This is a genomic window from uncultured Photobacterium sp., from assembly GCF_947039875.1.
Taxonomy (GTDB): Bacteria; Pseudomonadota; Gammaproteobacteria; order Enterobacterales; family Vibrionaceae; genus Photobacterium.
In genome coordinates, this window is sequence record NZ_CAMRAN010000031.1 from 20,710 (window position 1) to 44,111 (window position 23,402).

A 23,402-nucleotide genomic window follows, 5' to 3' on the forward strand; every position below is an offset into this window, starting at 1 on the left:
ATCAGGAGATAGCCCATGGCTCGTTTCTTCCGTCGTCGTAAATTCTGCCGTTTTACAGCAGAAGGCGTACAAGAGATTGACTACAAAGACGTAGCAACTCTAAAAAACTACATCACTGAAGCTGGTAAGATTGTACCTAGCCGTATCACTGGTACTCGCGCTAAATACCAGCGTCAGCTAGCTCGCGCTATCAAGCGTTCTCGTTACCTAGCACTTCTACCGTACACAGATAAGCATCTGTAAGCGGCAGTCGTTTTTAGAACTTTATAGAGGACAAGATAATGCAAGTTATTCTACTTGATAAAATCGCTAACCTAGGTGGCCTTGGCGACCAGGTTAACGTTAAAGCGGGCTATGCTCGTAACTTCCTTATCCCACAAGCTAAGGCAGTTATGGCGACTAAAGCGAACGTTGAAATGTTCGACGCACGTCGTGCAGAGCTAGAAGCTAAAGTTGCTGAGCAACATGCTGCAGCTGTAGCACGTGCTGAAGCACTTAACGTACTTGAAGGTGTAGTTATTGCATCTAAAGCTGGTGACGAAGGTAAACTATTCGGCTCAATCGGTACTCGTGACATCGCTGATGCAGTTTCTGCAGCTGGCGTTGCACTTGTTAAGAGTGAAGTACGTCTACCTGAAGGTGCACTACGTACGACTGGCGAATTTGAAGTTAGCGTTCAGCTAAGCTCAGACGTATTCGCAACTGTTAAACTAAACGTTGTTGCTGCAGAGTAATCGCTTTTAGCTTTAATAGTAAAAAACCAGCCTTCGGGCTGGTTTTTTTATGTCTGTTATTTGGCTTTTAATGCTTTATAGTGTGTAAATTAACGAAACTGTAGTTGTGCTATCAGAGTTCTTCATTCCGTCAGGTACCCAAGAATAAGCCGTTTGGGTGTAACCTAAGTTTAAGGCGATATTATCAGTGATCGAATTGGTAGCATTTAATGTGCTTTCTAATGTGGTGTTACTACGCCCCGAAATAACATTAAATTTCGCGCTGAGTGTGAGGGTTTTTAATGGTTTCCATTGAATATCGATTGTACTTTGTAATACCATTTCATTGACGACTTCTTGCTTAACAATGCTACCACTTTTTATCTCATCAAGATTAGGATCTTGGTGGCGAAAACCTGGGCCAATATCCATTAATGTTTGAAATGTTTCGTAACTAAATAATCGATAACCGATACCGGTTGAAATAATTGAGTCCGCATAATAAGGCCCATAACGATCATCAATATAGCTTCCATTACCATAAAAATAATAGCCATCACGAATCATACGTTTTGACTTTAAGCTCACTGACATCTTACGTTTATCTTCTTCACCGTCTTTTTTTGCCATAATGAACTTAGCATCACCGTTAGTTTGATAGCGGCCTTTGGTGTAAGTTAGTGCAATATTACCATTTAATGTTTGGGAATTAGAGTTACCAGATAGTGATTGATAACCTAAACCGATAGTACTGGTTAGTGGTGATGGTTCACTCGGTGCTTCAGGCGTTGATTTTTCACTGGCATTAGCCGCGGTAGTGGCAAGCAAAAGTAATGTGAGTATATATCTTGCCAAAAGTCCTCCGCAGGCAGGGTAATTTTAATATCGGAATATTGATGCCGTATTCTAGCGTAAATTTGTCAGCTTTTGGTTAGGAATCGTCGCCATACTTTTCGTAAAACTAAAAAGGAGGATAATTGTTAAGATGGGAAGTGATCAATCGTAATGGTTTATAGCTACTCAGAAGCAGGGGATAGGTTATACTGTCGAGCTCCGTTCTTGGTTTTGGTAAATGCACAGTTGTTATGACAGATAATCGTAAATCGAAACAATTAAAAGATAATCAAATGGACGCCCTTAAAATGCCACCCCATTCGCTTGAAGCTGAGCAATCAGTTCTTGGCGGTTTGATGTTGGATAATGAGCGTTGGGATACTGTTGCTGAAAAAGTGGTTGCAAAAGACTTTTATAGCCGTCCTCATCGGATTATTTTTGAGGCAACCGCAGCCTTATTGGAAGGTGGACAGCCCCTTGATTTGATCACTTTGTCTGAACATCTTGAGCGCTCGGATAAACTTGATGATGTGGGTGGTTTTGCTTACCTTGCTGAGCTGGCAAAAAACACCCCTTCTGCAGCGAATATTTTAGCGTATGCTGATATTGTTCGTGAGCGGGCCTTGATTCGAGACATGATTGGTGTGGCTAATGAAATAGCCGATGCGGGTTATGATCCTCAAGGGCGTACTAGTGAAGACTTACTGGATATGGCAGAAAGTAAAGTTTTTGCGATTGCCGAACAACGTACCAATGATAAAGAAGGTCCACAAAACGTCGATACTATTTTAGAGCGTACGCTTGAACGTATCGAGTTGCTTTATCAATCACCACAAGATGGTGTAACGGGTGTATCAACAGGCTTTACTGACTTAAATAAGAAAACTGCAGGTTTGCAGGGGTCTGATTTAATTATTGTTGCAGCGCGTCCATCAATGGGTAAAACCACCTTTGCGATGAACTTATGTGAAAATGCAGCTATGGATCAAGAAAAACCAGTGCTGATTTTCTCATTAGAGATGCCCGCAGAACAGATCATGATGCGTATGTTGGCGTCATTATCGCGTGTTGACCAAACTAAAATCCGTACCGGGCAATTGGACGATGAAGATTGGGCGCGTATATCATCAACAATGGGTATTCTGATGCAAAAAAAGAATATGTTCATTGATGATAGTTCTGGCTTAACACCGACAGAAGTACGTTCACGCGCGCGTCGTATTGCGCGAGATAATGGTGGCCTTAGTATGATCATGATCGACTACCTTCAGTTGATGCGTGTGCCAGGGCTACAAGAAAACCGTACTTTAGAGATTGCCGAAATTTCACGCTCGCTTAAAGCATTAGCGAAAGAATTAAATGTGCCCGTTGTTGCCCTCTCTCAGCTTAACCGTTCGTTAGAGCAACGGGCCGATAAGCGTCCTGTTAACTCTGATTTGCGTGAATCTGGCGCCATCGAGCAGGATGCTGACTTAATCATGTTTATATACCGTGATGAGGTTTATCACGAAGACAGTGCCCTTAAAGGGATCGCTGAAATCATCTTAGGTAAACAACGTAATGGTCCAATTGGTACTGTGCGTTTAACGTTCCAAGGCCAGTTCTCTCGCTTTGATAACTATGCTGGTCCTGCCTTTGATGAAGAGTAAGCCTTAAAAATTATTTAGGATATTGGATGAAAGCTGCAACTGCACATATTGATACCCAAGCTTTGGCACATAATCTGAGTCAAATCCGCCTGCAGGCACCAAACAGTAAAATTTTAGCGGTTGTTAAAGCTAATGCATACGGACATGGGTTGTTAGATGTGGCGAAAAGCCTTACCGATGTCGATGCTTATGGCGTAGCACGAATAGAGGAAGCGTTAATGCTACGTGCTGGTGGTGTGGTAAAACCGATTCTATTATTAGAAGGGTTTTATGCGCCAACAGATCTACCTGTATTGGTGACCAATAATATCCATACTGTGGTGCATTCGATTGAACAGCTGGAAGCACTTGAACACGCGGTGTTAGATGCACCCGTACGCGTATGGGTAAAAATAGATACTGGCATGCATCGTCTTGGATTACGTCCAGAACAAGTTCCAGACTTTATGCAGCGTTTACATGACTGCGAGAATGTTGCCAAGCCCTTACGCTTTATTAGTCATTTTGGTAATGCTGATAATCTAGAGAGCGATATTACCGTAAATCAAATTGCGTGCTTTTCTGCGCTAATTAAGCCCTATCAAGGTGAACGTTCGTTAGCGGCATCGGCAGGTATTTTAGCGTGGCCTGATAGTCACTTTGAATGGATTCGTCCTGGCATTATTATGTATGGCGTATCGCCATTTGATGAATTAGAACGTTCGGCATCAAACTATAACTTACAACCGGTTATGACGTTAACATCGAGCTTAATTGCTGTGCGTGATGTTAAAAAAGGCGAACAAGTCGGTTATGGTGGCATTTGGACCTGTGAACGCGATACCAAAATGGGTGTTATTGCGATAGGTTATGGGGATGGTTATCCTCGTTGTGCACCCAATGGTACGCCTGTTGTGGTTAATGGCCGTATCGTACCTACTGCTGGGCGCGTATCAATGGATATGTTAACGGTAGATTTAGGGCCTGATGCAACTGATAAAGTGGGCGATGAAGCCATTTTATGGGGTAAAGGCTTACCCGCTGAAGTGGTGGCACAATATACTGGTGTAATTGCTTATGAGTTAATGACCAAGTTGACGCCTCGGGTTGCGATGACTTATTCATAAAAAAGACTAGCCGTGGGTATAACCTGCGGCTTTTTTTGGTTTAAAGTTACTGTTTACCTTGAATAGCAATAATAATGTGTCATCGTTCAGTACCATTTCGATAATCTCCAACTTTTGATAAAGTCTTTTATACTCCCCTTACTATTTAGTTATTGGTGAAACCTTTTAATTTAATTAGCGATTACCATTATCATCTTGCTGATAAATACAGGTATGATGCATCGTACTTTCGTGACCTGACGCAATGACGATCGTACGATGTTAACGTCATAATTGGTTGTAACAGATAGCATCATTAGAGACCTTGTTATTTAGGGTCAATAGCATAGATCGAGGATCTTTCGAAGGCGGTATGATTCGACAGATGAACATAACAAAATCAGGAACATTACTATGTTAAACAACATCAATCCAACGCAAACTAAAGCGTGGCAAGCACTGACTGCCCATTTTGAACAAGCTCAAGATTTTGAATTAAGCGATTTATTTGCTAATGATAGCGAGCGTTTTGCCAAATTTTCTGCTTCGTTTGGTTCTGATATTTTATTAGATTACTCTAAGAATCTGATCACTGAAGAAACTTTGACTAAGTTGTTTGCATTAGCAAAAGAAACTGAGCTTGATGCTGCCATTGCGGATATGTTCAACGGTGTGAAAATCAACCGTACTGAAGATCGTGCTGTACTCCATGTTGCGTTACGTAACCGCAGCAATACGCCAATTATTGTTGATGGCGAAGATGTTATGCCTGCCGTTAATGCTGTATTAGCAAAGATGGAAAGTTTTACTAACCGCATTGTAAGTGGTGAGTGGAAAGGTTACACCGGCAAAGAAATTACCGATGTTGTTAATATCGGTATTGGTGGTTCAGATCTTGGCCCTTACATGGTGTCAGAAGCATTAGCTGCGTACAAAACACGCCTAAACATGCATTTTGTTTCTAACGTTGATGCAACACACATTGTTGAAACGCTAAAAGACTTAAACCCTGAAACAACGTTATTCTTAATTGCATCTAAAACCTTTACTACCCAAGAAACCATGACTAATGCATTGTCTGCGCGTGATTGGTTCTTAGCTATGGCAGAAGATAAAGCACACGTTGCAAAACACTTTGCAGCGCTTTCTACTAATGCAGAATCTGTGGCTGAATTTGGTATCGATACTGATAACATGTTTGAGTTCTGGGATTGGGTTGGTGGTCGTTACTCATTATGGTCAGCGATTGGTCTTTCTATTAGCTTGGCGGTAGGTTTTGATAACTTTGTTAAGTTATTAGAAGGTGGTCATGCAATGGATAATCATTTTGCAACCGCACCACTAGAGCAAAAATTACCTGTAATTCTAGCGTTAATTGGTATTTGGTATAACAACTTCCACGGCGCAGAAACTGAAGCAATTCTACCTTATGATCAATACATGCACCGTTTCCCTGCTTACTTCCAACAAGGTAACATGGAATCAAACGGTAAATATGTCGACCGTGGTGGCAAGCCTGTGGATTACCAAACCGGTCCTATCATTTGGGGTGAGCCAGGAACGAATGGTCAACATGCGTTCTATCAACTTATTCACCAAGGTACGAAGTTAATTCCATGTGACTTTATTGCACCTGCTATTAGCCACAACCCACTAGGTGATCATCATCCAAAACTAATGGCTAACTTCTTCGCGCAAACTGAAGCATTAGCATTTGGTAAGAGCCGTAAGACAGTCGAAGCTGAATTTATGGCTGCCGGTAAATCACAAGCAGAAATCGATGAGCTAGCTGAATTTAAAGTGTTTGAAGGTAATCGTCCAACAAACTCAATTCTGCTTAAAGAAATTACGCCATACACATTAGGTGCATTAATTGCATTGTATGAGCACAAAATCTTTACCCAAGGTGTTATTTGGAACATCTTCAGCTTTGACCAATGGGGTGTAGAACTTGGTAAGCAATTGGCTAACCAAATTTTACCAGAGCTAAACAGCAATGAAGGTGTTGTAAGCCACGATAGCTCAACTAATGGTTTAATTAATGCTTTTAAACAATGGCGTGCATAATGCTTATTATCGGTTAATGTAATTAACCGATAAAATAAAACGCCGCAGTCGTTATGATTGCGGCGTTTTTTATTTTTGGCGTTAGCTCAATTATAGCGTGATAACGTCGCTAGCTTGCGGGCCTTTCTGACCATCAGTTACGATAAATTCAACACTTTGGCCTTCACGTAATGTTTTACGTCCTTGCGCTTGAATAGCACTGAAGTGAACAAACACATCTTTACCATCGGCAGCAGAAATAAAACCAAAGCCTTTATCATCATTGAACCACTTTACGGTTCCAGTCAGTTTACTCATGTACGTCTTTCCCTTATAGACTAATCGTAGTAGTTACAGCTTATAGGTAACTAGGTGCTTATGACTGATTCAGTCTAGATCGAATTTATGACAATGAGTAGTGTTTTATTGTGCTTTTATGTCTTAGCTAACGTTAATTCACTTTAAAGAGAAAGGTGCTGAAAGGAGGGTGAGAAAATATCAGAAGGTGCCATCACGAACTGTGACAGCACAAAAGATGTATTAATCGTTTTTAGTTTGCTGACATTTATGACAAACACCATGGCTTTCAACAACGTGATGCTTGATCATAAAGCTATATTGTTCTGATTTTTGGCGTAAAAGCTTTGCTAGTTCATCATCATGGATTTCTTTAACAAACCCACATTTATCGCAAATTAATAATTGTGAACAATGATCGGCATGGCCAAGTACACAACAAGCGATATAGCTATTGGTTGATTCAACTTTGTGAACAAAACCTTGAGCTAGCAGAAAATCTAAGGCGCGATATACCGTCGGTGGTTTTGCTTGGGGTTCTGATGCTTTGAGTAAATCGAGTAACTCATAAGCACTAATAGAACTATGATGATTAATGATCAGTGCCAGTACTTTTAATCGCTGCGGGGTCATTCTTACCCCTCGTTGCTCACAGAGGTGTTGTGCTTTAGCTAGCAGTTGAGTTTGAACCGTCATAGAGCCTCAAAAAAACGTCATTGAGTTTATATTTTATCACAGCTGTCTAAAAACATACTCACACTTAGCAAGTAACCGTAATAAGAGCAAAGATTCCGTGTAAATGATCACGTTATATTAAGGAGAGTAAAAAAAATGTCACAAAATGGATGCATTGCAAAGGCGTGATCATCAACGTTGACTATACATTATAAAAACTAATGCCAAGGTTGCGTTTTTTTCATTTCTCAAGTGATTTAAAATATCTATAATGGCGCCCATCGAAACGTGACCGACGCCTTAAATATTCGTGATTAGGCAATGGTTATACATAAAATGCTTAATCTTTAAGGTGAAAAAATGTCTGTTATCATTACTAAAATTGTTGCTCTTTACACGCCTGTATTCTCTACAATGTACAAAAGCGGTAATATGAATAAGTAACAACTTGCACTAAGGTCAACTATAGACCGACAGTGAAAAGAATTTAAGAAAAGGCCTTGAACATTGTTCAAGGCCTTTTTTGTTATATGAGTTTTATGATTAAATGTTTTGCTATGAGTTGTAGATATGATTTGAGTTAATAAGGTAATCATGGAGGAGGTTGTTATTTTAGGGTAGAATCCGCGCCTCAAAAGATATTTTAGAGATAGTTTATGCCTCCTAAACTGTCCCTCATCCGTCCCTTATCGCTAACAAAAGTCGACATCGGATGAAGTATATTGCAATACCCGCAAGTGGTATTTGCTATAACCACTTAATATGTAAGGAATATTGTAATATGTACCCATCTGCTCGTTTTTCTGTCGCCCCGATGCTGGATTGGACTGATCGTCATTGCCGTTATTTCCATCGCTTAATGAGTAAAGAAGCTCTGTTGTATACCGAAATGGTAACGACTGGCGCAATTATTCACGGCAAAGGTGATTTTTTGGCGTATAACGAAGAAGAGCATCCATTAGCATTACAACTGGGTGGCTCAAATCCAGTTGATCTTGCGCGTTGTGCCAAATTAGCAGCGGAGCGTGGCTATGATGAAATCAACTTAAACGTTGGTTGTCCGTCTGATCGCGTTCAAAACGGCATGTTTGGTGCTTGTTTGATGGGTGAAGCTGAGTTGGTGGCACAATGTGTTGCTGCAATGCGTGAAGTCGCTGATATTCCTGTTACCGTTAAAACCCGTATTGGTATTGATGATCAAGATTCGTATGAGTTCTTAACTCATTTTATTCAAACGGTATCAGAAAAAGGCGGTTGTGATAATTTTACCATTCACGCCCGTAAAGCATGGCTAAAAGGGTTGAGCCCGAAAGAAAACCGTGAAATTCCAGAACTGGATTACCCACGAGTTTACCAATTAAAGCAAGACTTTCCACAGTTAACCATGGCAATCAATGGTGGTATTAAAACCTTTGAAGAAATGGAACAACACCTAAAATATATGGATGGTGTAATGGTGGGTCGTGAAGCTTACCAAAGTCCTTATTTGATGGCAGAAGTGGATCAGCGTTTATTTGGTAGTAATCGCCCAGTAATGAAGCGTCGTGAAGTGGTTGAAGCCATGTATCCATATATCGAGCAACAATTAGCGAACGGTTCATACTTAGGTCATATTACTCGTCATATGCTAGGTCTATTCCAAAATATGGCAGGTGCGCGTCAATGGCGTCGTTATATTAGTGAAAATGCACACAAGCCAGGGGCTGGCATTGAAGTGGTACAACAGGCATTAGCAAAAATTCCTGCTGAGCTAGATGTGTAATTATTTGTTCAGAGATAATTATTTTAGTAGTGAGTTTTACTTAGCATTAGGTGAAATTAACCAATAAATAGTAAACGCCAATTCTTTACCGAGTTGGCTTTTTTTATCTTCATGAAAAATAAAGTAAAATAATTACTTTAGAGTTGGCGTGAATTGTGCAATATAGCTAAGTAATAATGAATATAGCACTGGGGTTTCATGTGGATACCGCAGTTATAAAAAAGGATAATCTATGTTTGAGTTCCTATTTTTGGTTGCTTTTACACTGGTATTGATATTTACCGGTGTTAGTTTAATTGGTGTTCTAATTGCGGTTGCAGCAGGTTTTGCGGTAATGGCTGTTGTTGGTATGTTAGGGCTTGTCTTTAAATTATTACCGTGGATCATTTTGATAGCATTAGGTATTTGGTTCTTCCGTGAGCGTAATGCTGACAAGCAGCATCAAGAACGTATGTCTCGTTATCGTCGCTATTGATTGCGATTGATTGCAGAGTTTTCATACTGCTTCTGATATAATTCTGTGCGATTAATTACATAAAATGAATAAGAGCGGAGACTCGCATGAAAAAAGTGGTGCTTTCACTTGCAGCAGCAATGACGCTAGCAGCAACCCTTCCAGCACAAGCAGATACTTTACTAGGTGTTAAAGTAGGTGCGGATGCATGGTTTACAAACGCAAAAGTAGCTGGTCAAAAAAGTGACGATACATCAACATCTTACTATGCATCTTTTGAGCACTTTATTCCTTTAGTGCCAAACGTAATGGTACGTTACAATAATATTGACACTGGGAATGTGAATTTTGAGCAAAGTGATTTCACGGCTTATTATGAAATTCTAGATAATGATTTAGTTGCGTTAGATTTAGGTTTAACAATGACTAAGTTTGCTGGTGTTCAAATTCAACACCAGAATAGCTTTAGTGATTGGCAGCCAACCGTTTATGCTGCTGCTGAGTTAGGTATTCCAGCAACACCATTATCAGTATTTGCTCAAGCGAATGCGGGGAAATACGATGGTACAAGTTTGTTTGATGGCCAAGCGGGTGTGAAATTCACATTTGATTTAATCGCAGCAGATCTTAACCTTCGTGCAGGTTACCGCATGATGGATTATGACTTTAAAAAATCAACATCTGGTGATGTTGACCTAGATGGTTGGTTTGCTGGCGTAGAAGTTGATTTCTAATTAACTTCAGCTTTCATTCTGTGATCTAATTATAAAACCACGATGATTTCGTGGTTTTTTATTGGCGCTAATCCCGTTTATGTACCATTTTTAAAGGTAAGCAAGCTGATTATATGTGTGATGCACAATATCAGTATTAGGGAGAAGTAAGTGATGACATTAACTGAATTGAAACACCTATACGCTGACCAAGATCTTGTTGAAGCACTCATTGAGCCTTCAATTAATAGTGGTTATATTGTTGAATTTCGCCATCGTCGTGGTGGCTTTGTACCATTAACGGATATTAGTGGCAGTGAACAATGCTATGGTGATGTTGATAGTGCCACTCAGCAAGCATTTGAAGTTGGTTTTCAACAAGTTAGAATTGCTGACGAATACTAAATCCTGCCTTTATCTCCCCATTCTAAAACCAAATAGTGTTATCGCGATTTGGTTTTTTTGTACGATTAACCTTACAAATGGTTATAAAACATTCTTATCTATTCTTTCTTGTTATTAGTTTAAATGGCTACTCTAACATAACGCAATGAATAGGGATCGTCGTGCTATGTCAATCAACCAACTATCAGCTTTAGCTAGCCCACTTAATGATCAACAAATAGATCAGCTTAAGCTAGCCGCAGCAGAATCATCACCACAACAACTGGCTTGGATCAGTGGCTATTTTTGGGGGTTGAGTCAATCTCAATCATCAACAACGGCAGCTGTTCCTGCATCAAATGTACTGGCCGCTGCAAAACCTGCGGGTAAACTAACCATTATTTATGCCTCGCAAACAGGCAATGCTAAAGGTGTCGCTCAAGCGTTACAACAGCAAGCTCTCGCACAAGATATTGCAGTGAATCTTGTGTCTGCGGGGGACTATAAGGGGAAAAATCTTAGTAAAGAAACTCACGTTATTATTATTGCTTCAACACATGGAGAAGGTGAAGCCCCTGATGATGCGATCGAACTGCACCAGTTTTTACAGTCAAAAAAAGCCCCCCAATTATCGAATTTACACTACAGCGTGATTGGGCTCGGCGACTCTAGTTATGAATTTTTCTGCCAAACCGCCAAAGATTTTGATCGCTACTTAGCAAAAATGGGTGCGAAGCCGATGCTTGATCGCCTTGATTGTGATGTTGACTATGAAGCGGCCGCCGCAGAGTGGCGTACACAAGTATTAGCCAAAACCAAACAAACCTTATCAACCGGTGAAGCAGAAGTTGTTCAGTTACCCGTGGGACAAAAGGCCACAGCTGTTGCGACTTATACTAAGCAAAATCCTTATACCGCCAGTTTATTAGTAAGCCAGAAAATCACTGGTCGCCATTCAGATAAAGATGTACGCCATATTGAAATTGATTTAGAAGGTTCAGGCTTAAGCTATCAAGCGGGGGATGCTCTGGGGGTGTGGTTTGACAATGATCCACAATTGGTTGATGCCATATTAGCGAAACTTGACTTAGATGCTGCAACTTCGGTGGATGTTGATGGCAGTAACTTATCTATTCGTGATGCGTTGATTAGCCATTATGAAATTACCGCATCAAATCCACAGTTTGTGACCCAATATGCTGAACTCTCTGGCAGTAAAAAATTACAAAAGCTGGTGGATGATCGTGAAAAGCTGCGCAAGTATTCTGCTAATACTCAAATCATTGATGTGCTCGCTGAGAAGAAAGCTGCTTTAACTGCAGAGCAATTAATCGGTTTATTACGCCGTTTAACGCCCCGTTTATATTCTATTGCTTCCAGCCAACAAGAAGTGGGCGAAGAAGTGCATTTAACGGTCGGTGTGGTTGAATTTTCCCAAGGCGATGAGCAACGCCAAGGTGGCGCATCAAGTTTCTTAGCGCAACGTCTAGCAGAAGGCGATGCTGTAAAGGTGTTTGTTGAAACTAATAATAATTTTAAGTTACCAACTAATGATAATATGCCCGTGATCATGATTGGTCCGGGAACGGGTATTGCACCGTTCCGTGCTTTTGTGCAAGAGCGTGATAACCGTGAAGCACAAGGTAAAAACTGGTTATTTTTTGGTGATCGAACTTTTACTGAAGATTTTCTTTACCAAGTTGAATGGCAGAAATATCTAAAAGACGGGGTGGTGGATCAAATAGATGTCGCATTTAGTCGAGATCAAGCCGAGAAAATCTATGTTCAACAGCGCATTTTAGAACAAGCACCACAAGTGTGGCAGTGGTTACAAGCAGGATCGCATGTTTATGTCTGTGGTGATGCAACCGACATGGCCAAAGATGTTCATCAAGCCTTGTTAACCGTTATTGAACAACAAGGAAAGAAAACGCGCGAGCAAGCCGAGCAGTATCTCAATGAGCTGCGTAAAGATAAACGCTATCAAAGGGATGTGTACTAATGACAGAGCAAAAATTATCAGACAATGAACGTCTAAAACGTCAAAGCAATTTTCTTCGTGGCACCATAGAGCAAGATCTTGATGATCGTATCACCGGGGGATTTAGCGCTGATAACTTTCAATTAATTCGCTTTCATGGCATGTATCAGCAAGATGATCGTGATATTCGCGCTGAGCGTGCTAAACAAAAATTAGAACCGCTTCAGAATGTGATGTTACGGGCACGAATGCCGGGGGGCGTGATCAGGCCTAAACAATGGCTAGCAATTGATAAATTTGCTGATGAGCATACTTCTTACGGCAGTATTCGTTTAACTACCCGTCAAACATTTCAGTTCCATGGGGTGTTAAAACCTAACATTAAACTGATGCACCAAACATTAAATAGTATTGGTATTGATTCTATTGCAACTGCAGGGGATGTTAATCGTAACGTATTGTGTACCACTAACCCTGTTGAATCTGAGTTACATCAACAAGCCTATGAGTGGGCAAAAAAGATCAGTGAACATCTACTGCCGAAAACTCGCGCTTATGCTGAAATTTGGTTAGACGGTGAAAAGTGTGAAACAACCGATGAAGAACCAATCTTAGGCAGTAATTATTTACCGCGTAAGTTTAAAACGACGGTGGTTATTCCGCCGCAAAATGACGTTGATGTCCATGCTAATGATTTGAATTTTATTGCAATTGCAGATAATGGGCAGTTGGTGGGCTTTAATGTGTTAGTTGGCGGTGGTTTAGCAATGACCCATGGTGACCATGCCACGTATCCGCGCCGTGCTGATGATTTCGGGTTTGTGCCTTTAGATAAAACCCTTGATGTCGCGACTGCTGTGGTTACTACTCAACGTGATTGGGGAAACCGCTCTAACCGTAAAAATGCCAAAACTAAATACACTATTGATCGGGTTGGCGTAGAGGTATTTAAAGCAGAAGTTGAGTCACGAGCAGGGATTACCTTTGAAGCCAGTCGACCGTATGAGTTTACCGATCGTGGTGATCGTATTGGTTGGGTTGCGGGCATTGATGGTAAGCACCATTTAGCGTTATTTATTGAAAATGGCCGTTTATTGGATACACCGAATAAACCTCTTAAAAGCGGTATGGCAGCAATAGCCAAGGTCCATGGTGGTGATTTTAGAATGACGGCCAACCAAAACCTGATTGTTGCTGGTGTGTTAGCAAAAGACAAAGCTAAGATCGAGAAGATCGCGCGTGATCATGGTTTGATGGATGACAGTGTCAGTGAGCAGCGAAAGAACTCAATGGCATGTGTGTCTCTGCCAACTTGTCCGTTAGCCATGGCGGAAGCCGAACGTTTCCTACCTGAATTTGTTACTGATGTTGAAGCGGTATTAGCGAAACATGATTTAGCCAAAGATGAGAATATTATTTTACGGGTAACCGGGTGTCCTAATGGCTGTGGGCGCGCGATGTTGGCTGAAATAGGCTTAGTGGGTAAAGCGCCTGGGCGATATAACCTTCATTTAGGTGGTAATCGAAATGGTACTCGAGTACCTAAAATGTACCGTGAAAATATTACCATCGCTCAGATCATGGATGAAATTGATAGCTTAGTTGGTCGGTGGTCGACGGAGCGTCAAGAAAATGAAGGCTTTGGTGATTTCACTATTCGTGCTGGCATTATTGATGAAGTAAAAATATCAATGAGGGATTTTTATGCCTAAATTTCAACTGGCTGAGTTACTTGAACTGCCAAAAGTGAGTCAAATTATTCAGCTGGCTGAAATTAATGCCACGCTGGAAACCATGACCGCACAACAGCGAGTGCAATGGGCGCTTGATAATCTTGAGGGCGAGTTTGCATTAGCATCTAGCTTTGGGATTCAATCGGCAGTGATGCTGCATTTAGTCACTGAAGCTAAAGCGGATATTGCGGTGGTGCTTACTGATACGGGCTATTTATTTGCAGAGACTTATCAGTTTATTGATAGTTTAACTAAACAACTTAATTTGAATTTATATATTTATCGCGCTCAACACAGCGCAGCATGGCAAGAAGCTCGTTATGGTCAGTTATGGCAGCAAGGTGTTGAAGGTATTAAGCTATATAACCAGTTAAACAAAGTAGAACCGATGCAACGAGCATTGAATGAGCTTAATGTGAGCTCGTGGTTTTCTGGATTACGTCGTGAGCAAGCTGATTCGCGCGCCACTTTACCTGTATTGGCTATTCAAAATGGGAGGTTTAAGTTTTTACCAGTAATAGATTGGACCAATGACGATATTGACGCCTATTTGCAGCAACATCAGTTACCTTATCATCCGTTAAAGCAACACGATTATTTATCTGTCGGGGATGTTCATACTACAGTGAAATGGCAACCTGGAATGACAGAGCAAGAGACGCGCTTTTTTGGTTTGAAACGTGAATGTGGTTTGCATGAAGACAATGACACTGAATCACAAGGTTCAGGGATTTAGTTTCGTTTTGTGTTGGGTTTATCAATAAAAAAACAAGGCAGCGTATCGACGCTGCCTTGTGGGTTATTCAGACAGAGAATAAGATTATTTTGTTGCCGCAGCTGGAGCCCATACTTTATCTAGCGCGCCTAAAAGGGCGTTACTTGCACCTTGTTGGCCTAAGAATTGAGTAATAACCGGAACAAACTTATTAATCATCGCTGGATCCATACCCAGAACAGAGAACACTTTATCAATATTAGCTTGGTTGCTAAGTAGCTGACCAAGTCCCATTGGTAATGAGTCCGTTAGTTTTTCAGCACCAGGGATTAATTTAGCTAGTTCACTACCTTGAGGACCTGAAAGTTGACTTGCGGCCATGCCCAGTAATGCGCCTGCACCACCGGCTGCTTGCTCTGGTTTAATACCGAGTTCAGAAATAAGTGTTTTTGTTAGTGGGTTTTGTGCTACTTGGCTAACCACTTGATCAGCACTTTCGCCACCGAAAATATCAGATAGACTAAAAGCGTAACTCATAGTACTTGATGATAACAATGCAACTGCTACAAGCGTTGTGACGATACGACGTTTTTTCATTGGGAGACTCCTTAGTAAAGATTAATACCGAAGTCTTTTAAATCAGAAATTGACTTGGGTATGTCAATCCTAGTGAAGATTTATCTTGTTGCAATCATTTTTTGTTGTTTGAATGGCGTATAGGTATAAAAGCGGCGCTCATGGCGCCGTTTATTTATTTGTTTAAGCTTGATATCTTATAGAATATCTAATAACTCTACTTCAAATACTAGTGCCGCATACGGAGGGATTGCTGCACCTGCGCCGCGCTCGCCGTAAGCTAGGTTTTGTGGAATAGACAGCTTCCACTTAGAACCTACTGGCATCATTTGAAGAGCTTCAACCCAACCCGCGATAACGCCAGTTACTGGGAATTCTGCAGGTTGACCACGAGATACAGAGCTGTCAAAAACAGTGCCATCTGTTAGCATACCGTGATAGTGCACACGAACTTGTTTGTCTGAAGTTGGAATTTCGCCATTACCTTCAACAAGAACTTCGTACTGAAGACCAGAATCAGTTACTGTAACTTCTGGACGTTGTGCATTTTCAGCTAGGAATGCTTCGCCATCAGCAGCAGCTAATTTAGCTTGCTCTTGACGTGCAGCGTCTGCTGCTGTGTGAAGTTCACGTAGTGCATTGTTGATTTCATCAACTTCGATTTCTGGCATTTCGCCAGCTAGAGAAGTTGCGATACCTTGAGCAATTGCTGCTACGTTTAGGCCTTCAAGACCGCTTTGTGCTAGTTGTTGGCCCATTTGTAGACCAATACCGTAGCTTGCTTTAGTCTCAATTGTATCTAGTTTAACGTCAGACATTATTGTCATCTCTTAATGTAGAATGAATTAAAGTAGGCAGGATAACAGTTTAGCCCCTATCGGGTAAATGTTTGTAACCAATATTCGCTAATTGCGTGACATATGAAGCTTTGGAGTGCTGTATATGGGAAAGGTAAATCGCCGTTCAAATAAAAAAAACGGAAATCAGCAACCGCCAGTAAAACTCAATATTGGCGTGATAAAGGCAAAGTGCAGTGAGCGTGTATCTGGTGTATGTCAGATATGGCAGCGTTTTCCTCGTTTTCATCGTTGGGCGTTAGCCGTTGTTGTGCCAGTATTTATTGGTGCACTAATGTTGCCATCAACCAAAGAATTAGAAGGTCAATCTGGCGGTGTACCGATGCGGCGTGATATTGCCTTAAATTTAGGCAATAGTGATGTGGCAAGCCAGGTAACGTCGGAGCCTAATGTTCAAGCTGAAAATAATCCAGATAGCAATGGTAAGCACAGTACGGTTAAACGTACCGATGTTGTATTAGATAGCGCCGATATTAAAGAAGACTCAGGCATGAAAGCGACGGGGGGCATGGAAGATCGCGGCCCCGCTCCTGAGCGCAAACCAATGAGCTCAAAAATCTACCCGATTAATGGTGGTAAGGTCTACACCATTGATACCGCTACTCATAAACCCGTGGTCGCTGCAAAAGCTGCGGCAAAGACAGCGCCAGTATCAACGCCAAAGGCGACTCAGCAGCCAGCGGGTGTTGCAAACCAATGGTATAGCTATAAAGTGCCAGCGGGAAATACCTTAGCCAATGTTTTCCGTAATAAAGGACTACCACTCGGGGATCTTTATGCGATTGCGAAAGTTGAAGGGGCGGGTAAACCTATTAGCCGTATTCAAGCTGGACAGACGTTACGTTATCGTCAAAACAGCCGTGGTGAAATTAGTGGTTTACAAGTTCTAGGTAATGGTGTTTCTGCTTCGTATGCAGTTAATGCTAGCGGCCGTTTTTATCGTCAATAAATTTGCAATGGTGATACATGAAATTAATAAGCCGCCAGTATAAGGTGGCTTATTATTTTTAAGTGATAAATGTTTAATCTGCGTTATGGCTCAGGCTTTGTGGTGAGCGACGGATTTTCGGCCATGGGGCCATTGGAATGATGATCAATAAAATACCTAACCCCGTGAGCAGATCGGGAATCTCGTCAAACCATAAATAACCAAATATCGCGACAAAAATAAGCCCTGAATATTCCGCAAGTCCAATCTTATAAGTCTCACTTTGACGGTAAGCCGCAACACAACAGCCTTGATAACCTAATGTAAATAACGCACTGGCAGCAATCAATAACCATTGTTTGGGCTGTAATGGCTGCCAATATTGATAGGCTAATAGGCTTGATATGGGTAACGATAAAATACCTGTCCAAAATAGGGTACTGATAATCGGTTGTTGTGGGGGCAGCTTACGTACTAAAACATTGTATAACGCCAATGTTGAGGCGGTGCCTAATGCGGCAAATGCGGCCCAATGAAATTGATCGGGGCGTAACACAATGACGATGCCAATAAACCCGACTGCAGTTGCTAATACTTTTTCTTTATTTGGCCGCTCACCTAATACCAGCATTGATAATGGCAGCATGAGTAACGGTGCGGCGTAAAATAAGGCATTGGCGGTGGCTAATGGAAGGTAAGTTAAGGCAATCAGCAGCATGCCACTACCCGCTAATACAAGATGGGCACGGATTGCATTCACCTTCCAATGCCCAATATCACGCTGAGCGGGGGTTAATCGTAACCATAATGGCGCAATTAGGATCACGCTCAATAATTGGCGAATAAACATGTACTGAAATGCCGATACGCTACCATCTAATAATTTTACCGCCACATCAGACAGTGACGACGATAAATTACCGCAAATTAAAATAGCAATACCGATTGAAACCGCAGACCAGCGCATTAGGTGGGATCTTGTAATAACTGCATATCAACATGGGGAATGCCATCTTCAAGGTACATGTCTGAAGTTTGGGTAAATCCATGTGATTGATAGAACGCTACTAAATATTGTTGAGCGCCAATTTCAATTAACTGTTGTGGCCAAATTGTTTCCGCATGGGCTAATCCTTGACGTAATAATTGATGACCTAAACCATGTTTACGCTGACTTAGTGTTACCACTACTCGCCCAATACTGACATTATCATAAGTGACGCCAGGGGCTAATAAACGTAAATATGCGACGAGTTCATTGTTTACGTAACCTAACAGATGGAACACATTTGGAGTGCGGTCGTGATCATCAAGATCGGGATACACACAGTTTTGTTCCACACAAAATATCTCTGAACGTAGTTTTAATAGGTCATAAAGCTGGTGGGTTGTTAATTCGTCAAAGGGTAAACACTGCCATGTTGTCATAGTTAACGTCCTGAATTCGGTATGATGTCGTTAGTGTACCGATTTCCGTCAAAAATGAAGTTAACAATGGTTAATTTTTGGGATTAATTTCACCGCTCGCGAGCCGTTTTTTGATTCGACTTAAACTAATGGAAGTAATACCTAAATAAGAAGCTAATTGGTAATCGGTTATGCGCCCAACTAACTCGGGAAAATGATCACTAAACAGTTGTAATCGTTGTTCTGGAGTATGCATGAGCATAAAGCGTTCTTTGTGCTCTTTATGCAGTAATTGACGTTCTAATAAGGTTTGATACAACGGGTGCTGCTGCTGACGCCATTGCTGAAATAGGGTAATGGGTAACATGATTAATTGGCTGGCGGATAATGTTTCTAATAAATAGGCTGAGGGCGCATCATTAATTAAGCTTTCAAAGCCAATAATAACATCTTGATCCCAATAGAACTCTTTACTGAATTGTTTACCTTGTTCGGTTAAATAACACGCATGGCACAAACCGTTTAATAAAAAGTAGCAATGGGTTGGGGTTTGCCCTTGGTGTAATAAAATATGACGAGTCGGAAGATCTAGTGGTTCAGCAACGGCAATGACATCGTTGATAGTGGCGGTATCTGCACCTAGCTGAGTTAAGAAAGCCGCTAATTCAGAATGGTTATTGAAAGGCATAAGCGAGTTAATGAATAAAAAGAATGATAGTGGCAGTGTATCAAAAAAATACCGCAACCAAGGCTGCGGTATATAGATATTTTATTGAGGGGAATTATTTACGCGTTTGAAGATCTAATTGATAAATAGCAAACCCACCCGGCGTGGTGTTGACTTGTTGCATTGGGTATTGGCCTTTATCTTTAATAAATTTCGCTGCTTTATCACTGTTCGCTGTTTCAAATTGAATCTTTAACTTCTTATCACTTTTCAGTGATGTGAAGTGCCAGTTATTATCTGCACTTGGAACAACTTGACCTTTCTGTTTGCTCACGCGACTGATGTAATCTGATAATACAGTGCGGTTTTCATCGGGTGATGCAAAAGCAACAAACGCTTCACCTGTACCAGCAAACTTACCACTGTACGCGCGGTAATTATTGGTCGCGATTAAGAACGTTTGCTCTAAATCAATCGGTTTGCCATTAAAGCTTAAATCTTTAATACGATTCGCGGTTGGATTAATCAGTTTACATTCACCGTCGTATTTTGCTGGTTGTGAAATATCAATGTTGTATTTTACGCCATCAATGACATCAAAATTGTAAGTACGGAAACCATCCCAGTTAATAAGTCCTTGTGGCTTCTCACTGTTAACATCAATTTGATTAAACTGTGCCGCGGAGCATTCTAGCCATTCTTGAACATCTTTACCTTTTACCTTCATCGCAACAAGGGTATTGGGGTACAAGTATAAGTCAGCCGCGTTACGGAATGTTAGTTGGCCTGCTTCTACTTCGGTGTAGTTGCCTGCGTCATTACCACGACCGCCAGCTTTAAATGGGGCAGCTGCTGATAATACGGGTAAACCATCAAGGTCGGGGTCGCCTTGAATAAAGTGTTCAACGTAATCTTTTTGGGCTAAGTTAACAATTTGTACCGTTGGGTCGTCTTGAACCAAGGCTAAATAGCTGTACATTACATCACTGGCTTTACCAATTGGCTGGTTAACAAAGTCACGGGTAGCGTTATGATCAATTTTTACTGCCGCGACTAATTTTGGATCGGCTTTGATTAATGATTTTTGGTTGGCTTTATCAAAGATAGGACGCGCTTCAGTTTGGGCTGAGGTCACTTTCCAGCTATTACCTTCTTTGTCTAACACCAAATCCATAATACCCACATGATCACCCCAACGACCGGGCATTACCGCAGGAATACCATTGATGGTGCCTTTGTTGATATCAGCGCCAGGTAAGCTTGCAAAATCTTTACTTGGGAATACCGCATGCGAGTGACCAAATGCAATCGCATCAATCCCTTTTACTTGGGTTAGGAAGTAGACCGAGTTTTCTGCGCCGACTTTATAAGGGTCTGCTGAAACGCCAGAGTGTGGAATGGCGATAATAATATCAGCGCCTTCGGCTTTCATTTGAGGAATGAATTTCTCTGCAGTTTGCTTAATGTCTTTTGCTTCTACTTTGCCTTCAAGATTGTTTTTATCCCATACCATAATTTGTGGCGGAACAAAGCCAATGTAACCAATTTTTAGTTTTTGGTTGTTGCCATCGTTATCTTTAAAGGTGTAATCCTGAATAAGGTAAGGGGTAAATAAATTTTTACCGGTTTTTAAATCATAAACATTGGCATTGATATAAGGGAAATTTGCCCCTTCAATACTGGTGTTTAGGAAATCAAGACCATAGTTAAATTCGTGGTTACCAATATTACCTACCGCATAACCGAGTTGGTTCATCACTTTATAGACAGGGTGCACTTCGCCTTTTTTAATACCTTTTGCTGCCATGTAGTCACCCATAGGGCTACCTTGCAACAAATCACCGTTATCGACTAACACACTATTAATGACTTCAGCGCGTGCTTTTTCAACCAAGGTCGCTGTACGGACTAACCCTGTTTTATCTGTCGGCTTATCTTTGTAGTAATCGTAATCCATTACATTTGTATGAATATCTGTTGTTTCAAGAATACGTAATTTAATCGTTTCTGCATTTGCGGGGCCTGCTAGTAATAGCAAACCGCCTAAAACAGCGATTGATAAAGGCTTAACAGATAGTGTCATGTGTTTCTCCAAAGGGTAGGTAAGGAAAGCGTGCCTAAAATAACAAATCTTATGCAGTTACTATCTGAACCCGTCACATAATTGTGCTTTAACTCTCATTTTTTATATGCATAACCATTATTAAGCGGTGAAAGAATCGTAATATTTGATTCAAAACGAAATGGTGTTGATTAAATTAAGAAAGAAAAGGCATAACTTAGGTTCGAAGTGATATTTGAATATTCTTCATTTTGCTTACTGCTAGCTATTTATATCTGCTTTATATTTATTTGCGGTTGATCATTCTATTCGATCATGAAATTAGGATTGTTGAATTAATAACCAAACTTTTTGATATAAAAAATGAAACTTTAGAATTTCAAGTAATATCACGAGCTCTCTATAGTGGTTACAGAACACCAAGGAGAGTTAACAATGGATTATTTACCAATATTTGCGGATTTAAAGCGTCGACCCTGTTTGGTTGTCGGTGGTGGTAATAGCGCATGGCGCAAAACTCAAATGTTATTAAAAGCGGGTGCCGATGTGGGAATTATCGCGTCTAAGCTTAATGCTGATTTTACCACGGCGATTGCTGCTAACCAGATCCGCTTTGTTGGTGACACATTTTCTCCCGCGAATCTTGATGGGATTTTTCTAGCCATTGCCGCAACGCCACATAAAGCGCTGAATGCTCTGGTTTACCAATCAGCCAATCAACGTCAAGTGTTAGTGAATGTTGTTGATGACACTCAACGTTGTAGTTTTATTGTGCCTTCTATTGTTGACCGTTCACCGATCATTGTTGCTATTTCATCATCGGGTAAAGCACCCGTTTTAGCGCGTTTATTGCGTCAAAAACTAGAAGCAACATTGCCACAGCATTTAGGCAAAATGGCGACTATTGCAGGCGGTTTTCGTGACTATCTTGCCACCAAGATTTCTATCTTTTCTAGCCGTCGCGCCTTTTGGGAGCAAGCATTTAATGGTCGCTTTGCAGATTTGGTTGCTGTCGGTCGTCATAGTGAAGCCCAACAAGCATTACATCAACAGTTACAACAGCACACGTCACCTGTTGGGCAAGTTGCGTTAATTGGTGCCGGCCCTGGTGATGCGGGGTTACTAACTTTACGTGGTTTGCAATTAATGCAGCAAGCGGATGTGGTGTTGTATGACTACCTTGTTTCCGATGAAGTGATGGCGTTGGTACGTCGTGATGCAGAACGTGTTTGTGTTGGTAAAAAAGCCGGTTTTCACAGTGTGCCGCAAGAGCAAACCAACCAATTGATTGTTGAATATGCCCAACAAGGCAAACGTGTGGTGCGACTTAAAGGTGGTGATCCGTTTGTATTTGGTCGTGGTGCAGAAGAATTAGAAGTGCTGGTGGAGGCGGGGATTGATTTTCAAGTTGTTCCCGGCATTACAGCTGCCGCCGGTGCCACCGCTTATGCAGGTATTCCATTAACCCACCGTGATTATGCTCAAACAGCAATGTTTATTACTGGGCACTTAAAGCCTGATGGTAAACAACTTGATTGGTTAACATTAGCGCGTGGTAATCAAACCTTAGTTATCTACATGGGGCTAATGAAATCTAGTCATATTCAACAGCAGTTATTACAACACGGCCGCGCCCCTAATACCCCAATCGCGATTATTGAACGTGGTACACAAGCCACTCAAAAAGTATTAACCGGACAATTACATGAACTTGCTGATCTAGCACAACATGCTGCATCACCATCATTAATTGTGGTCGGTGAAGTAGTAAAGCTATCACATAAATTAGCTTGGTTCACAACAAAGGAACAGTTACAGCCGCAACCTGAAGCGGCAGTGAAACTGGCATAACATGGAGAGAGTG

Annotated in this window: 23 protein-coding genes; 14 read left to right on the forward strand and 9 right to left on the reverse strand. The window is 41.2% G+C overall.

The features are described 5' to 3' along the window. The first annotated feature begins 15 nt into the window (after nt 1-15). Nucleotides 16-243 (forward strand): 30S ribosomal protein S18, encoded by a 228-nt coding sequence (gene rpsR, locus Q0V26_RS11825; protein ID WP_005421136.1) that lies wholly within the window; start codon nt 16-18, stop codon nt 241-243. Between the two features lie 38 nt (nt 244-281). Further along, a complete protein-coding gene (gene rplI / locus Q0V26_RS11830) occupies nt 282-734 on the forward strand; it encodes a 50S ribosomal protein L9 (RefSeq protein WP_297481859.1) in 453 nt (150 codons plus the stop codon). A gap of 75 nt (nt 735-809) precedes the next feature. Here the strand turns inward: rplI and Q0V26_RS11835 are convergent, their stop codons facing one another. Further along, entirely contained in the window at nt 810-1,568 is a 759-nt protein-coding gene (locus Q0V26_RS11835; RefSeq protein ID WP_297481860.1) for a DUF481 domain-containing protein, read from the reverse strand. Between the two features lie 230 nt (nt 1,569-1,798). Here Q0V26_RS11835 and Q0V26_RS11840 point away from each other — a divergent pair, with 230 nt between their 5' ends. From Q0V26_RS11840 to pgi, 3 genes are all read left to right on the forward strand, one after another. Then, complete coding sequence (locus tag Q0V26_RS11840; protein WP_080158655.1) at nt 1,799-3,196, forward strand: replicative DNA helicase; 1,398 nt, start codon at nt 1,799-1,801, stop codon at nt 3,194-3,196. 26 nt (nt 3,197-3,222) lie between these two features. Further along, the gene (gene alr, locus Q0V26_RS11845; protein WP_297481861.1) at nt 3,223-4,302 is read left to right on the forward strand and encodes an alanine racemase; all 1,080 of its coding nucleotides are present in this window, start codon (nt 3,223-3,225) and stop codon (nt 4,300-4,302) included. A gap of 393 nt (nt 4,303-4,695) precedes the next feature. Then, complete coding sequence (pgi, locus tag Q0V26_RS11850; RefSeq protein WP_297481862.1) at nt 4,696-6,348, forward strand: glucose-6-phosphate isomerase; 1,653 nt, start codon at nt 4,696-4,698, stop codon at nt 6,346-6,348. A 90-nt stretch (nt 6,349-6,438) separates the two neighbouring features. On the opposite strand, the gene Q0V26_RS11855 is transcribed toward pgi, so the two are convergent. Together Q0V26_RS11855 and zur are read right to left on the reverse strand one after the other, a co-directional pair. Beyond that, the gene (locus Q0V26_RS11855) at nt 6,439-6,645 is read right to left on the reverse strand and encodes a cold-shock protein (RefSeq protein ID WP_080158651.1); all 207 of its coding nucleotides are present in this window, start codon (nt 6,643-6,645) and stop codon (nt 6,439-6,441) included. A gap of 222 nt (nt 6,646-6,867) precedes the next feature. Further along, nucleotides 6,868-7,320 carry a zinc uptake transcriptional repressor Zur gene (gene zur / locus Q0V26_RS11860; RefSeq protein ID WP_297481863.1) on the reverse strand — a complete coding sequence of 151 codons (453 nt, stop codon included), beginning with the start codon at nt 7,318-7,320 and terminating at the stop codon, nt 6,868-6,870. A 760-nt stretch (nt 7,321-8,080) separates the two neighbouring features. On the opposite strand from zur, the gene dusA reads away from it, so the two are divergent. The 7 genes from dusA to Q0V26_RS11895 all read left to right on the forward strand — a co-directional run bounded on the left by dusA (nt 8,081) and on the right by Q0V26_RS11895 (nt 15,062). After that, on the forward strand, nt 8,081-9,061 hold the full coding sequence (dusA, locus tag Q0V26_RS11865) for a tRNA dihydrouridine(20/20a) synthase DusA (RefSeq protein ID WP_297481864.1): 981 nt from the start codon (nt 8,081-8,083) through the stop codon (nt 9,059-9,061). 232 nt (nt 9,062-9,293) lie between these two features. Beyond that, nucleotides 9,294-9,536, forward strand: coding sequence for an envelope stress response protein PspG (gene pspG / locus Q0V26_RS11870; RefSeq protein ID WP_297481865.1), 243 nt, complete (start codon nt 9,294-9,296; stop codon nt 9,534-9,536). 86 nt (nt 9,537-9,622) lie between these two features. Then, nucleotides 9,623-10,249 (forward strand): TIGR04219 family outer membrane beta-barrel protein, encoded by a 627-nt coding sequence (locus Q0V26_RS11875; RefSeq protein ID WP_297481866.1) that lies wholly within the window; start codon nt 9,623-9,625, stop codon nt 10,247-10,249. A gap of 153 nt (nt 10,250-10,402) precedes the next feature. Further along, on the forward strand, nt 10,403-10,633 hold the full coding sequence (locus tag Q0V26_RS11880; RefSeq protein WP_297481883.1) for a thymidylate kinase: 231 nt from the start codon (nt 10,403-10,405) through the stop codon (nt 10,631-10,633). Between the two features lie 166 nt (nt 10,634-10,799). Beyond that, nucleotides 10,800-12,614, forward strand: a complete 1,815-nt coding sequence (locus tag Q0V26_RS11885; RefSeq protein WP_297481867.1) for an assimilatory sulfite reductase (NADPH) flavoprotein subunit — start codon at nt 10,800-10,802, stop codon at nt 12,612-12,614. Further along, on the forward strand, nt 12,614-14,305 hold the full coding sequence (gene cysI, locus Q0V26_RS11890; RefSeq protein WP_297481868.1) for an assimilatory sulfite reductase (NADPH) hemoprotein subunit: 1,692 nt from the start codon (nt 12,614-12,616) through the stop codon (nt 14,303-14,305). The genes Q0V26_RS11885 and cysI overlap by 1 nt, the downstream gene beginning before the upstream one ends. Next, nucleotides 14,298-15,062, forward strand: coding sequence for a phosphoadenylyl-sulfate reductase (locus Q0V26_RS11895; RefSeq protein WP_297481869.1), 765 nt, complete (start codon nt 14,298-14,300; stop codon nt 15,060-15,062). The genes cysI and Q0V26_RS11895 overlap by 8 nt, the downstream gene beginning before the upstream one ends. Nucleotides 15,063-15,146: 84 nt before the next feature. Here the strand turns inward: Q0V26_RS11895 and Q0V26_RS11900 are convergent, their stop codons facing one another. Both Q0V26_RS11900 and Q0V26_RS11905 read right to left on the reverse strand, forming a co-directional pair. After that, complete coding sequence (locus Q0V26_RS11900; protein ID WP_297481870.1) at nt 15,147-15,638, reverse strand: DUF2780 domain-containing protein; 492 nt, start codon at nt 15,636-15,638, stop codon at nt 15,147-15,149. Nucleotides 15,639-15,814: 176 nt separating this feature from the next. Next, entirely contained in the window at nt 15,815-16,435 is a 621-nt protein-coding gene (locus tag Q0V26_RS11905; RefSeq protein ID WP_297481871.1) for an FKBP-type peptidyl-prolyl cis-trans isomerase, read from the reverse strand. A 124-nt stretch (nt 16,436-16,559) separates the two neighbouring features. On the opposite strand from Q0V26_RS11905, the gene Q0V26_RS11910 reads away from it, so the two are divergent. Further along, the gene (locus Q0V26_RS11910) at nt 16,560-17,423 is read left to right on the forward strand and encodes a LysM-like peptidoglycan-binding domain-containing protein (protein WP_297481872.1); all 864 of its coding nucleotides are present in this window, start codon (nt 16,560-16,562) and stop codon (nt 17,421-17,423) included. A 73-nt stretch (nt 17,424-17,496) separates the two neighbouring features. Here the strand turns inward: Q0V26_RS11910 and Q0V26_RS11915 are convergent, their stop codons facing one another. The 4 genes from Q0V26_RS11915 to Q0V26_RS11930 all read right to left on the reverse strand — a co-directional run bounded on the left by Q0V26_RS11915 (nt 17,497) and on the right by Q0V26_RS11930 (nt 21,559). Beyond that, on the reverse strand, nt 17,497-18,369 hold the full coding sequence (locus tag Q0V26_RS11915; protein WP_297481873.1) for a DMT family transporter: 873 nt from the start codon (nt 18,367-18,369) through the stop codon (nt 17,497-17,499). Then, nucleotides 18,369-18,830: a GNAT family N-acetyltransferase gene (locus Q0V26_RS11920; RefSeq protein ID WP_297481874.1), complete on the reverse strand. Its 462-nt coding sequence runs from the start codon at nt 18,828-18,830 to the stop codon at nt 18,369-18,371. The genes Q0V26_RS11915 and Q0V26_RS11920 overlap by 1 nt, the downstream gene beginning before the upstream one ends. A 70-nt stretch (nt 18,831-18,900) precedes the next feature. Then, nucleotides 18,901-19,497, reverse strand: a complete 597-nt coding sequence (locus Q0V26_RS11925; RefSeq protein WP_297481875.1) for a Crp/Fnr family transcriptional regulator — start codon at nt 19,495-19,497, stop codon at nt 18,901-18,903. A gap of 94 nt (nt 19,498-19,591) precedes the next feature. After that, nucleotides 19,592-21,559 carry a bifunctional 2',3'-cyclic-nucleotide 2'-phosphodiesterase/3'-nucleotidase gene (locus Q0V26_RS11930; protein WP_297481876.1) on the reverse strand — a complete coding sequence of 656 codons (1,968 nt, stop codon included), beginning with the start codon at nt 21,557-21,559 and terminating at the stop codon, nt 19,592-19,594. A 414-nt stretch (nt 21,560-21,973) separates the two neighbouring features. On the opposite strand from Q0V26_RS11930, the gene cysG reads away from it, so the two are divergent. After that, nucleotides 21,974-23,389, forward strand: a complete 1,416-nt coding sequence (gene cysG / locus Q0V26_RS11935) for a siroheme synthase CysG (protein ID WP_297481877.1) — start codon at nt 21,974-21,976, stop codon at nt 23,387-23,389. Nucleotides 23,390-23,402: the final 13 nt, after the last annotated feature.